The following is a 12,199-nucleotide window of genomic DNA, read 5'->3' on the forward strand; positions in this document are numbered from 1 at the left end:
CCGGCGCACAGGCGGCCAGGCAAGCCTGGAACGTTCCCACATACGCGCACGATTATAAGAAGGCGAAACACGATAGTGAGCACTCAGCCCACCGGCACCGATACCGCGGACAACGAGTCCACCGCAGCGGCCTACAACTTCCAGGAGATGGAAGCCAAGTGGGCTCCGGTGTGGGACGAACTAGGTGTCTTCACCCCCAAGGACGACGGCTCCGCCGAGCGCCGCTACGTGTTGGACATGTTCCCTTACCCCTCGGGCGACCTCCACATGGGCCACGCCGAGGCCTTCGCCATGGGCGACGTCGTCTCCCGCTACTGGCGCCAGTGCGGCTACGACGTCATGCACCCGATCGGCTGGGATTCCTTCGGCCTGCCGGCCGAGAACGCCGCCATCAAGCGCAACGCCCACCCCGCCGAGTGGACCTACGCAAACATCGACACCCAGGCCGCGAGCTTCAAGCGCTACGCGATCTCCGCCGACTGGGACCGCCGCCTGCACACCTCGGACCCGGAGTACTACCGCTGGACCCAGTGGCTGTTCACCCGCTTCTACGAAAAGGGCCTTGCCTACCGCAAGAACCACCCGGTGAACTGGTGCCCGAAGGACCAGACCGTGCTCGCCAACGAACAGGTCGTCAACGGCGCCTGCGAGCGTTGCGGCACCCAGGTCACCAAGAAGTCGCTGAACCAGTGGTACTTCAAGATCACCGACTACGCCGACCGCCTGCTCGACGACATGGACGACCTCAAGGGCCACTGGCCCGAGCGCGTGCTCGCCATGCAGAAGAACTGGATCGGCCGCTCCGAGGGCGCCCACGTCGACTTCGTCATCGAAGCCACCGAGGCCAAGGCAGCGCACAAGACCACGGTCTTCACCACCCGCCCGGACACCCTGCACGGCGCCACGTTCTTCGTGGTCGCCGCGGACGCCGAGCTGGCCAACGAGCTCGTCACCGAGGAGCACCGCGAGGCCCTGGAGGCCTACCAGGAAAAGGTCAAGGCGCTGTCCGAGATCGAACGCCAGGCCACCGAGCGCGAAAAGACCGGTGTCTTCACCGGCCGCTACGCCATCAACCCGCTCAACGGCGAGAAGCTGCCTGTCTGGGCCGCGGACTACGTGCTGGCCGAATACGGCACCGGCGCGATTATGGCCGTGCCCGCGCACGACCAGCGCGACCTCGACTTCGCCCGCGCCTTCGGCCTGCCGGTGCGCGTGGTCGTCGAGACCGGCGCCGAGGACCCGGCCGAGACCGGCGTTGCCGCCGCCGGCGAGGGAACCCTCGTGAACTCCGGCGAGCTCGACGGCCTGCCGAAGGCCGAGGGCATCGCCCGCGCCATCGAGATCGTCGAGGCCGCCGGCACCGGCGAGAAGTTCGTGAACTTCCGCCTGCGCGACTGGCTGCTGAGCCGCCAGCGCTTCTGGGGCACCCCGATTCCGATCATCCACTGCGAGCACTGCGGCGAGGTCCCGGTACCGGATGACCAGCTGCCGGTCCGCCTGCCGGATGACCTGCGCGGCGAGGACCTGGCGCCCAAGGGCACTTCCCCGCTGGCGGCCGCCAGCGACTGGGTCAACGTCGACTGCCCCAAGTGCGGCGCCGCGGCCAAGCGCGACACCGACACCATGGACACCTTCGTCGACTCGTCCTGGTACTTCCTGCGCTTCGTGTCCCCGAAGTACACCGAGGGTCCGTTCGACCCGGAGGCCGTGCGCAACTGGATGCCGGTCGGCCAGTACGTCGGCGGCGTCGAGCACGCAATCCTGCACCTGCTCTACTCGCGCTTCTTCACCAAGGTCATCTTCGACCTGGGCCTGATCGACGTCACCGAGCCGTTTGCCGCCCTGCTGAACCAGGGACAGGTGCTCAACGGCGGCAAGGCCATGAGCAAGTCGCTGGGCAACGGCGTGGACCTGGGCGAGCAGCTGGACAAGTTCGGCGTCGACGCCGTGCGCCTGACCATGATCTTCGCCTCCCCTCCGGAGGACGACGTGGACTGGGCCGACGTTTCCCCGGGCGGCTCGCAGAAGTTCCTGGCCCGCGCCTGGCGCGTGGCCCAGGAAGTGGCCAGCGAACCGGGCGTGGATCCGTCCACGGGCGACAAGGCACTGCGCCACGTCACCCACAAGACGGTCCACGAGGCCACCGCTCTGCTCGAGGGCGGCAAGTTCAACGTCGTCATCGCCAAGGCCATGGAGCTGGTCAACGCGACCCGCAAGACCATCGACTCCGGCGCCGGCGCGGCCGACCCGGCCGTCCGCGAGGCCGCCGAGGCCACCGCGGTCATCCTCTCGCTCTTCGCCCCGTACACGGCCGAGGACATGTGGGCAGCGCTGGGCCACGAGCCCGCCGTCGCCAACGCCGGTTGGCCCGCGGTCGACGAGGCATTGCTCGTCGAGGACAGCGTCACCGCCGTCGTGCAGATCAAGGGCAAGGTCCGTGCGCGCCTGGAGGTGCCCGTCGACATCACCGCCGAGGACCTCGAGGCGCTGGCCCTGGCCAACGAGCAGGTCATCCGCTACCTGGACGGCGCGGCGATCGCCAAGGTGATCGTGCGTGCGCCGAAACTGGTGAACGTGGTTCCGGCCTCCTAGTCAGGGGCTGTAACCTAACCCTATGGATCCTGACCAGTTGCCCGCCCGACCGCCGTGGCAGTCACGCCCCGGCGGCTGGGTGGGCAAATTGCGCCAGCGCCTGGACCGTCCCGAACACGGCGGTCCGGGCGGGCGCGGATTCATCCCCGTGGGGGTCGTCACCGACTCCGCCGCGGCCCTGCCGGCCGAGTGGGCCAAGGCCCACGGGCGCTACCTGCGGGTGGTGCCCATGCCGGTCATGATCGACCACCAGATCTACTCCGAGGGCACCGACGACGTGCCGCACGAACTCGCCCTCGGCTTGGCCATGGGCAAGTCGGTGCGCACCTCGCGCCCGGCGCCCGGCCAGTTGCTGCGCGCCTACCAGGAGCTTGCCGACGCCGGGGTCAAGCGGATCATCTCCATCCACCTCTCCGGGGCGCTCTCCGGCACCGTGGACGCCGCCCGGCTGGGTGCGGCGCAGTCCCCGGTCCCCGTCACCGTCATCGACTCGCTCACCGTCGCCCTCGCCGAGGGCTTCACGGTGATGGAGGTCGTCGAGGCGGCGGCCGCAGGGGCAAGCATCGGGGAGCTGGCGGAGATCGCGGCCCGCGCCCCGGAAAACCACGTGTTCTTTGCCGTGCCCTCCCTTGAACAGCTGCGCCGCGGCGGGCGGATCGGCACCATGGCCTCGGTGCTGGGCACCCTGCTGAACGTGAAGCCGATCCTGAGCGTCAGCGACGGGCACGTCGTTGCACACGAAAAGGTCAGGACGCAGGCGCGCACCGTGGCCCGGCTGGTGGCGATAGCCCGCGAGGAGGCGGCCGCGCGCGGCCCCGAGGCGCGCGTTGCCGTGCACTACTTCGGCAACGATGCCGCCGCCGAGGAGATCGTGCACGAACTTGCCGGCGCCTCGCGCTTCGAGGTGCTGGCCGTGCCCGTCCCGGCGGTGCTGGGCGCGCACACCGGCGCCGGCGTGCTGGCCGTAGCCATCGGCGGCGGGACAGCGCCCCGGCCTCCCGGACCCGCCGAGGCCAAACCCCGCCAGGCGGCCCCGCGCCGCGAGCAGCGGCCCAGGAACGGTGCTGATCCCGGAACCCCGGCGCGCCCGGAGGTTCCGGCGGCAACCCCGGAGTAGGGGCCCGGCACCTCGGTACCGCGTGCTCAGGGCCTGGGTCCGCCGTTGACGTTCCGGTCGTGGCAGGCCGCCGCGGCCTCCGGCGCGACGGCCGGGGCGGGAACGGGCGGGTTGCGGATGCCGATGGCGGAGATCGCGGCACCCGCATACAGGAGCACCGCCGTGACCAGCAGGACCCTGTGGAACGAGTCGTAGTCCAGGGTGGTCCCGACGATCGTGCCCATGGCCGCGACGGCAACCAGCCCCGCCACGCGGGCCACGGCATTGTTGATGGCCGACCCGATGCCGCTGCGGTCGGCCGCGATCGACCCCAGCACGGCCGCGGTCAGCGGCGCCACCGTGATCGACAGGCCCAACCCGAACAGCACCACCCCGGGCAGCACCTGCCACCAGTAGTCCAGCGGGTCCCGGGAGGTGAGCATCAGCAGGAAGCCGCACCCGCCCAGCAACGGCCCGAGCCCCATGAACAGGCGCGGGCCGTGCTTCCCGGCCAGCGTGCCGAACAGCGTGGAGAATGACAGGGACATGATGGTCAACGGGATGGTCGCGAGGCCCGCGGCGAGGGCGGAGAACGCCGCGACCTCCTGCAGGAAGATCGGGATGATGAACAGCCCCAGCGAAAGCCCGGCGTAGACCGCGGCCGTGGCGAGGTTGCCGACACCGAAGTTCCGGATCCGGAAGAGCCCCAGCGGCATCATCGGGTGCGTGGCGCGTGCCTGCCACCAGATGAAGCCTGCCAGGCACGCCAGCCCCGCCGCGAACGGGGCCAGCACCAGCGAGCTGCCCCAGCCCAGCGTGCCCTGCATGATCAACGCGTACACGGTTCCCGCCAGGCCGAGCGCCGCCAGCAGTGCGCCCGGGATATCGACGTGTGTAGTCGCGCTCCCGCGCGCCGGGTCGTGCAGCCCGGCCAGCAGCAGCATGGTCGCGGCGATCGGCACCACGTTGATGCCAAAGACCCAGCGCCAGCCGATGGTGTCGACCAGCACCCCGCCGAGCACCGGGCCGACAATGAACGCCGTGCCGGTCCACCCCGTCCACAGGCCGATATCGCGTGCGCGGGGCTCCTCTTGGAAGGTCGAGGTGATCAGCGCCAGCGAACTGGGTACCAGCAGGGCTCCCTCGGCGCCCTGAAGCAGCCTTGCCGCCACCAGCACCGGGCCGGTGGGTGCCACTGCGCACAGGAGGGAAGCCAGACCGAAGAGCACCAGCCCGGTCCGCAGCACGTGGACACGGCCGTAGATGTCTGACAGGGCGCCGGCCACAAGGATCAGCGAACCGAGCGTGAGCAGGTAGCCATCGAGCACCCACTGCTGGGTGGCCAGGCCGCCGCCGAGGTCCGCGGCGATGGCCGGCAGTGCCACGTTGACGATCGACCCGTCGAGAAACGCGACGAAGGAGGAGAGGATCGCCACCCACAGGACCACCCGTTCATGTGATGTCATGCGGCGTTGCACTCGTCTCTTCCCGCGGGAGCGCCCGGCCGGGGTCCCGGCACGGCTCCGTTCCCTTACGACCGAAGGTAGAACCGCGGGTCCGGCGTGTCAACGACGGGGGATCGGCCACCGGCAGGAATCGATTTCCGGGCCGATCGTGCGTTATTGCTTTTGCCCGGTTGCAGGTGTCCACTGTGTATGGAACCTGCGCCCGGTTGAGGTGGCTGTGGGGTGGGGACCGGACAATATTTGTGGAACAACCTCCAGGAGGATGCCATGTCCGCAGCACCGGGTGAAGAGAAGGCCGTGAAGCCGTGGGTCTACCGGGTGATGCCCGTCGAAGGCGAGGATGACAAGAAGTGGGACCTGCACAAGGTCCGGACCAGCAAGCACACGCACTTCCACACCGTGAAAGAGGCGGTTGCCGCGGCCCACGAGGAGGCCGGCGCCCACCCGGCACACATCGTCATCCACGCCCTTGACGGCCATGCCTACCGCGAGTACGACCTGTGAGCTGAAGGGACGCGGTGCGGCCGTCGCCCGCCGCAAGTAATCCACGTTCGAAACCCGGCAACGCAGTCGATGTCCTGCATTGCCGGGTTTTGAACGTGTGCATGCATGCATGCTTCGGCTGGGCCATGGAAGTTCTCCACACCCGGATCGGGGGAGCGACCCAACATTGGCCGCATGCGTTGAACTGGTGGCATGGGCAGACACGATTGGGCTGAACGTGCGGCCGCCCCGAACCTGGCGCAGGCACCGGGCCGCCTGCGCGTGCTGATCGGCAGGTCCGCCGTCATCGTCCTGGTCATCGGGGCGCTGAGCTGGATCTCGGTATCCATCGTTTTCAACCCGCCGCCGGGAGGCCCGAAACAGATCCAAACCCTGCCGTTGACCGTCGACGGGAATTCCGCGCCCGCGGAAAGCCGGACGGTCGACCAAGGACCGGGTGAACAGGAGCCTGGCAAGCAGGACGACCACCTGCAGCCGACAAACAGCGCGGGCGCCGGCGCCATGGTCGTCGTGCACGTCATCGGCGCGGTCAAGAAGCCGGGCGTGTACGAGTTGCCGCTGGGTTCCCGCGCATTGGATGCCGTCAACCGTGCCGGCGGGATGACAAGGAATGCGGCACCGGAGGCCGTCAACCTTGCGGCCGAAGTCACCGACGGGCAGCAGCTGCGCATTCCGCTTCGCGGGGAGCGGGCCGCGCCCGCGGCCCAAGCCCCCGATGCGGGAAACCCCAAGGCGGGCGCTCCCGGCGGCATGCTGGACATCAACGCCGCCACCGGTGCGGAACTCGAGGCGCTGCCCGGCATTGGCCCCGCGCTGGCCCAACGCATCCTTGAGTTCAGGGAATCCAACGGCGCATTCAAGAACATTGCCGAACTCGACGCCGTCAGCGGCATCGGCCCGGCATTGTTGGCAGGACTGCGCGAAAAGGTGGAGTTCAGGTGAGCCGAGGTGCCGGTTCCCGGTGGCATTCGTTGCCCGGCAGGAGATCCAACGCTGTGGCTGCGGACGAGGAGCCATTGAGGCTGGACCTGCGCGGACTGTGGTGCCTGATCGGTGCCTGGTCCGCCGCCCTGCTCGGGGTGCGCCTGTCCGTTCCGCAGCAGGGAATGGCGGCGCTGGTCGCACTGGGCCTGGCGGTGCTCGGCGTGTTGTTGCTGCTGCGGCCCAGGCACGTACTGTTCGGCGGCGACACCGCCCCGGTCTTCGCCGCCCCCGCGCTGATGTGTGCCGCGGCCGGCGTGGTGCTGGCGAACCTGGTGCTCAGCGGGGCAACCGCGGTGCCCGAGCCGCTGCGCCAGGCCGCCGATGCCTCCTCGGTCATCCGGATCCGGGTCGAGCTGGAAGGCACCCCGCGCGCCCGCCTCGTGGCCGACAGGTTTTCCGAGGATTCCCACGGACACACCCGCCACCAGGTCGAGGCACGGACATCGTTGATGTGCAGCGGCGACACGTGGTTGTCTGCTGTAGCCCCGGTCACCCTGGGCTACGGCGAATCGCTGGCACCGGTCGGCGCACAGCCAACGCGCGGCACCTCCGTTGAGGTGTTGGCCCGCATTACGCCGAATCCGGCCGGGCAGCGCAGCCGTTTCCGGCTTACGGCCGTGGCTCCGCTGGTGGTCCTGGCGACCGATGGCCAACCAGGCCTTGCCGAACGGATGCGCCAGAAATTCCGGCAGCACGCCATGGCGCTACCCGAGCCCGGGCGGGCGCTGCTTCCCGCAATGGTTTACGGGGACCGCGGCGGGCAGAGCGAGGAACTCGCCGACTCGATGAAGGCCTCAGGACTGTCGCACCTGAGTGCCGTTTCGGGGGCGAACTGCGCCATGGTGCTGGGCGCGGCCTTTGCCCTGTGCCGCCTGTTCGGCGTGCCGCGGCTCCCGACGCTGTTCCTGGGGTTGGCAGCGCTCTACGGTTTTGTGCTGTTGGTCGGCTACGAACCCAGCGTGTTGCGCGCTGCCGTCATGGGGGCCATTGCGGCGTTCTCGGTGCATTCCTCAAGGGGCCGCAACGGGCTCTCCGCGCTATGCCTTGCGGTGGTCATCCTGCTGGCCATCGACCCCTATCTGGCGGGCGAGGCCGCGTTCCAGCTCTCGGCCCTGGCCACGGCGGGAATCGTGCTGATCGGACGCAGGCTCGCCGACAAGCTGGGACTCCGGCTGCCGGAATTTATCGCCGAAGGAACGGCCATAGCCGTCGCGGCGCAGATCGCCTGCCTGCCGGTGCTCGTTTCGCTGACCCCCTCCTTTTCGCTGTATTCGGTGCCCGCAAACCTGCTGGTTGCCCCGCTCATTCCCTGGATCACCATCTCCGGCACCCTGGGCATCGTGGTCCTCATGTTCTCGGCTCCGCTTGGCGCACTGTTCATCTGGGCCGCGGGCATTCCGGCGGCCGCCGTGGGACTTGTTGGCATGTGGGTCGCGGCATTGCCGGGTGCGCTGAGGCCGTGGCCGGCGGGCGTCGTGGGCATTGCCCTGGCGTGGACGTTATTTGTCGCGGTCTTCTTCTCGCTGGGCTATGCACCGGAGCGTCCCGGGACCTGGCGGGCGCGGATCCCCCTGGGGGTCCAAAGCGTGGCGATGGGGCTGCTCCTGGGACTGACACTTCCCGTGACGGCACTGGTTCCGGCGCCGTCGGTGGCCTGGCTGGTGGTTGCCTGCGACGTGGGCCAGGGCGACGGACTCGTGCTCAACGCCGGCGACGCCGGGGCCATTGTCATTGACACCGGCAGGGAACCGCCGGACATCGATGCCTGCCTGCGTCGCCTGCGCGTCGAGAAGATCTCCGCGGTCTTCATCACGCACCAGCATGCCGACCATGACGGAGGGATTGCGGGAGCCGGGAAGGGCCGAGACGTTGGGCAGTTGTTCTACTCGGTGCTCGACGACCCGGCGAAGCCGCCGTTGGTCAACGGGCTCACGGGCGAACAACTGGCCTCAGGGGATATTGGCAGCGCCGGGACGGTGAGCTGGCGGGTCCTGGCGCCAAGCCGGACGGATGTCAAGCTGGACGAAAACGATGCCTCGCTGGTGATTCGCTTCGAAATGCAGGTGCCCGGAAGCAGCCGGGTCGTCTCGATGCTGGCGACCGGCGACATGCAGGAAGCACCGATGGGCACGCTGTTGGCCTCCGGCGCCGTGCAACGGGCCGACATCTTGAAGGTCGCCCACCACGGGGCGGCCAACGGCGGCACCGAAATCATCGGGGTCGTGAACCCCGCGGTGGCGCTGATCAGCGTCGGCAAGGAGAACACCTACGGGCATCCAAGCCCGGACATCATCGGGGCCCTGCAGGACAGGGGGGTGCCGGCTCTGCGCACAGACGAGCACGGAACGCTCGTCCTTGGCTGGGAAAACGGCGGGCTCAGCGTTTCGGCGCTGGAAGCACTGCAACCGGCAGACTAGTTCGTGCCGGCAGCCCTTCCGGAAACCCCTAATGCTGGCGTTGCGGATAGTATTTATGGGGTTCTCCATTCACTACGTAAGGGTTCGGTCATGGCTGCGGCACGAGGCACATCTAAGAGCGCCGGGATTTCCTGGCGGGACGTCTCCCCGGCGGCGATCATCCTGCTGCAGGGATCCGAGGAGCTGCTTGCATCCCGAGCTTTTGAAAAGGTCAAGGCAACCCTGCGGGCCGATGCGGAAGTCGAGCTCACGCGCTTTGAAGCCACTTCGTACGACCGCGGCGAATTGCTGCTGGCTTCCAGCCCTTCACTCTTCAGCGAAACCAAACTCATCGAGGTCCGCCAGCTGGCCAACATGAATGAGGACTTCCTCAACGATGCCCTTGAGTACGCCAAGGCCCCGGCACCGGACACCACGCTCGTCCTGCACCACGGCGGGGGAGTGCGCGGCAAGAAGTTGCTGGACGCGCTCAAGGCCGCCGGAGCGGTGTTGGTGGACTGCCAGCCGCTGAAGAAAGATGCGGAGAAGCTCGACTTCGTGACCCAGGAGTTCAAGGCGGCCAAGCGCCGGCTGAGCCCCGAGGCTGCAAGGGCCTTGGTTGCGGCACTGGGCAGCGATCTTTCCGAATTGTCCGCGGCCTGTTCACAGCTGCTGCAGGACACCACCGGGGCGATCGACCAGGACATGGTGGACAAGTACTACGGGGGCCGGGTCGAAGCCACGGGCTTCAAGGTTGCCGATGCGGCCATGATGGGACGTGCCGACGTGGCACTTTCCACGCTTCGGCACGCTCTCGCCACGGGAACCGATCCGGTGCCGATCGTCGCAACACTGGCCATGAAGTTGCGCCAGGTTGCGAAGGTGGCAGGGGTCCGGAAGTCCGCCGGCCAGCTCGCAAGCGAATTGGGCATGCCTCCCTGGCAGGTGCAGCAGGCCCAGGAACAGGCCCGTTACTGGAGCGCTGACGACCTCGGCCGCTGCATCCGGCTGGTTGCCGAGGCCGACGCCCAGGTCAAGGGTGCCTCACGCGATCCCGAGTACGCCGTTGAACGCGCGGTCACCCAGATAGCCCTGGCTGCCCGGCGCTAAAAAGCCCACTGAACTCGCTTTCCGATTGGGATTGGAGCGGGATCTTGGATCAGTGCCGGCCATCCGGCACGGTTTGACGAGCAATCCGGATACGGTTTGGGAGCGTGCAAGTCGCTGGGCGGAAGTTGCCGGACCATGGGCCGACGGTGCGCCATCGGCCAACAAGTTGCCAACGAAGCTTCCCGCGAGCCAGGTATCTCCAAGCGCTGCCTCGGCAGACGGCTTCGAATAGCGGATTTTTTGAAGGGCCACCCTGAACTTCCGCTCCCCAGGATATGGATCGTGGTGGCCATTGCAGCAATGTGGCAAAAAGTGGCTTGTCTGCGGTGCAGGTACGCCGGAAAATTCAGGTGCCGGGAGGCCGGTACTTGATCTGTTCGGCCTTGCGCAGGGCTTGCATAGTTTCGTCAATGCTCAAGAGCACTGTCGTTTCAAACGAGCTCAGTGCTCCGCCTCCGCTGATCGCCAAGGCAACCGCAGCCATGGACACGTTGTCGGGAGCCTCCCAAAGGTTGTAGCCGTCGTGGGTGCCGAAGGCATACCAGAATCCATGGAGTTTCCCTCCGACCGATTCGATATAAGCCTGGGCAGCCTTTCCTCGGTCCTCGGGGTTGTTGGTTAGCCTTGCCCAGGTTTCCGGTGTGTAGCTGAACTTCGACAGATAGAGCGGCATCGTCTCTTCCTTTCGTACAGTCTCGGAAGTGTGGATGCACAAAGAATGGCAGACCGCTACCAAGATCAGCAATGAGCCCAGCTTGAATTCCGGAACTCGCCCCCGGAAGCCAGATGGGCGGTTAAACTGCTAGGCCCTCCACCCAATTGGGTGGAGGGCCTAGCAGCGCAGTGAAGCAATCCTTAGAGGGCGTTAACCTTCTTGGAGATGGCCGACTTGTGGTTTGCTGCGTTGTTCTTGTGCAGCACACCCTTGGTGACGGCCTTGTCAATCTTGCGGCCAGCGGTTACCAGTGCGGTAGAGGCTGCTTCCTTGTCCTCGGACACAACGGCAGTGTTTACTGCGCGGATTGCGGTCTTGAGCTCGGACTTGATTGCAGCGTTACGCTGGCGTGCCTTCTCGTTGGTGAGAATGCGCTTCTTCTGGGACTTGATATTTGCCACTGTTTTAAACTCTCTTGCTCATCGCTTATATGGTCGGTGAGGGATATCTTCCGGGCCATTGACTGAGCGGCGTGGGGATACCTATGGCGACCCGGGAGAAGTGCCCGTCGACCTGCGCGGACACACAAGAAGTAATAGTATCAGGTTCATATCGAACTCACGATTCATTCGCGGCATCCCCGACGTGATGCGGGTCAAGTTTCTCTGCCTGTGCCGACCTGCAATGAGCTGCGAAGCAGCTCTTCAGGCCGGAAAATCAGGACAAGATGCCCGCCGATTTAGGAACCGAGCCGGTCCGCGACACGCGAGAAAAGCTGCTTGTTCAACACGGCGCCCTCGCGCCTGATGCCGGAAGGCAGGAGGCGGATCAGTCGGTCGACCTTGACTTCGCTGGGCCGCCCCTGCTTGTCCCAGGGGCCGGATCCGACGTCGACATAGTCCCTGTCGGAGCGTCCCGGGTTGTTGTGGTCCTTGGAGGTCAGCATGAGGGCCAGCAGGTACTTGCCGTCGTTTCCGACCAAGAGAACCGGGCGGTCCTTGCCCTGGCTGTAGTCCTCTTCATACGGAACCCAGGCCCACACGATTTCCCCGGGATCCGGCTGCCCGTCTGGCTCGGGGCTGTAAACAGACTTCACCGCACCATGGAAGTCGCCCGGGTAGTCGCCGTTTTCCCACCCGAGGGCCGTTGGCGAATCGGTGCGTACCGGCTTGGATGCGCTGCGCGGACCTGCCGGGGCCGACGGCCGGGACTTGGCTCCCGGCTTTGTTGCGGTTCCCGCATTCCGGGAAGGAGCCGGGGCGCGCTTGGCGCCCGCTTTTGCATTCGTGTCGTTCTGGGATTTCAGGAAGCCTTCGAGGACCCGACCGAGAAACCCGAAGAATTTGTTGGTGTTGAACTTCATCTGGCCAAACTATCAGGAGCAACACCTCGACCG

At 66.9% G+C, this 12,199-nt stretch carries 10 protein-coding genes; 6 read left to right on the plus strand and 4 right to left on the minus strand.

Features of this window, described 5'->3' with window-relative positions; genetic code table 11:
• The first annotated feature begins 75 nt into the window (after positions 1-75).
• Together leuS and ACIQLF_RS05510 are read left to right on the plus strand one after the other, a co-directional pair.
• A complete protein-coding gene (leuS, locus tag ACIQLF_RS05505; RefSeq protein WP_400295363.1) occupies positions 76-2,592 on the plus strand; it encodes a leucine--tRNA ligase in 2,517 nt (838 codons plus the stop codon).
• Between the two features lie 22 nt (positions 2,593-2,614).
• A complete protein-coding gene (locus tag ACIQLF_RS05510) occupies positions 2,615-3,709 on the plus strand; it encodes a DegV family protein (protein WP_400295366.1) in 1,095 nt (364 codons plus the stop codon).
• A gap of 26 nt (positions 3,710-3,735) precedes the next feature.
• On the opposite strand, the gene ACIQLF_RS05515 is transcribed toward ACIQLF_RS05510, so the two are convergent.
• Complete coding sequence (locus tag ACIQLF_RS05515) at positions 3,736-5,154, minus strand: MFS transporter (protein WP_400295368.1); 1,419 nt, start codon at positions 5,152-5,154, stop codon at positions 3,736-3,738.
• Between the two features lie 267 nt (positions 5,155-5,421).
• Here ACIQLF_RS05515 and ACIQLF_RS05520 point away from each other — a divergent pair, with 267 nt between their 5' ends.
• From ACIQLF_RS05520 to holA, 4 genes are all read left to right on the plus strand, one after another.
• The gene (locus tag ACIQLF_RS05520) at positions 5,422-5,658 is read left to right on the plus strand and encodes a DUF2188 domain-containing protein (RefSeq protein WP_400295371.1); all 237 of its coding nucleotides are present in this window, start codon (positions 5,422-5,424) and stop codon (positions 5,656-5,658) included.
• Between the two features lie 192 nt (positions 5,659-5,850).
• Entirely contained in the window at positions 5,851-6,600 is a 750-nt protein-coding gene (locus tag ACIQLF_RS05525; RefSeq protein WP_400295374.1) for a helix-hairpin-helix domain-containing protein, read from the plus strand.
• A 53-nt stretch (positions 6,601-6,653) separates the two neighbouring features.
• Positions 6,654-9,059 (plus strand): ComEC/Rec2 family competence protein, encoded by a 2,406-nt coding sequence (locus tag ACIQLF_RS05530; protein ID WP_400295376.1) that lies wholly within the window; start codon positions 6,654-6,656, stop codon positions 9,057-9,059.
• 90 nt (positions 9,060-9,149) lie between these two features.
• Positions 9,150-10,148, plus strand: a complete 999-nt coding sequence (gene holA / locus ACIQLF_RS05535; RefSeq protein ID WP_400295379.1) for a DNA polymerase III subunit delta — start codon at positions 9,150-9,152, stop codon at positions 10,146-10,148.
• A 346-nt stretch (positions 10,149-10,494) separates the two neighbouring features.
• Here the strand turns inward: holA and ACIQLF_RS05540 are convergent, their stop codons facing one another.
• The 3 genes from ACIQLF_RS05540 to ACIQLF_RS05550 all read right to left on the minus strand — a co-directional run bounded on the left by ACIQLF_RS05540 (position 10,495) and on the right by ACIQLF_RS05550 (position 12,166).
• Positions 10,495-10,821 carry a GYD domain-containing protein gene (locus tag ACIQLF_RS05540; RefSeq protein WP_400295382.1) on the minus strand — a complete coding sequence of 109 codons (327 nt, stop codon included), beginning with the start codon at positions 10,819-10,821 and terminating at the stop codon, positions 10,495-10,497.
• A 182-nt stretch (positions 10,822-11,003) separates the two neighbouring features.
• Complete coding sequence (gene rpsT, locus ACIQLF_RS05545) at positions 11,004-11,264, minus strand: 30S ribosomal protein S20 (protein ID WP_209997031.1); 261 nt, start codon at positions 11,262-11,264, stop codon at positions 11,004-11,006.
• A gap of 278 nt (positions 11,265-11,542) precedes the next feature.
• A complete protein-coding gene (locus ACIQLF_RS05550) occupies positions 11,543-12,166 on the minus strand; it encodes a type II toxin-antitoxin system PemK/MazF family toxin (RefSeq protein WP_400295385.1) in 624 nt (207 codons plus the stop codon).
• Positions 12,167-12,199 lie beyond the last annotated feature (33 nt).

Origin of the sequence: Paeniglutamicibacter sp. NPDC091659, assembly GCF_044756805.1 — a bacterium.
Lineage (GTDB): Bacteria > Actinomycetota > Actinomycetes > Actinomycetales > Micrococcaceae > Paeniglutamicibacter.

Bases quoted from the DNA above. Each gene is read 5' to 3' on its own strand.
- ACIQLF_RS05510 (WP_400295366.1), top strand. From the start codon at position 2,615: ATGGATCCTGACCAGTTGCCCGCCCGACCGCCGTGGCAGTCACGCCCC.
- ACIQLF_RS05515 (WP_400295368.1), bottom strand. From the start codon at position 5,154: ATGACATCACATGAACGGGTGGTCCTGTGGGTGGCGATCCTCTCCTCC.
- ACIQLF_RS05520 (WP_400295371.1), top strand. From the start codon at position 5,422: ATGTCCGCAGCACCGGGTGAAGAGAAGGCCGTGAAGCCGTGGGTCTAC.
- ACIQLF_RS05525 (WP_400295374.1), top strand. From the start codon at position 5,851: ATGGGCAGACACGATTGGGCTGAACGTGCGGCCGCCCCGAACCTGGCG.
- holA (WP_400295379.1), top strand. From the start codon at position 9,150: ATGGCTGCGGCACGAGGCACATCTAAGAGCGCCGGGATTTCCTGGCGG.
- ACIQLF_RS05540 (WP_400295382.1), bottom strand. From the start codon at position 10,821: ATGCCGCTCTATCTGTCGAAGTTCAGCTACACACCGGAAACCTGGGCA.
- ACIQLF_RS05550 (WP_400295385.1), bottom strand. From the start codon at position 12,166: ATGAAGTTCAACACCAACAAATTCTTCGGGTTTCTCGGTCGGGTCCTC.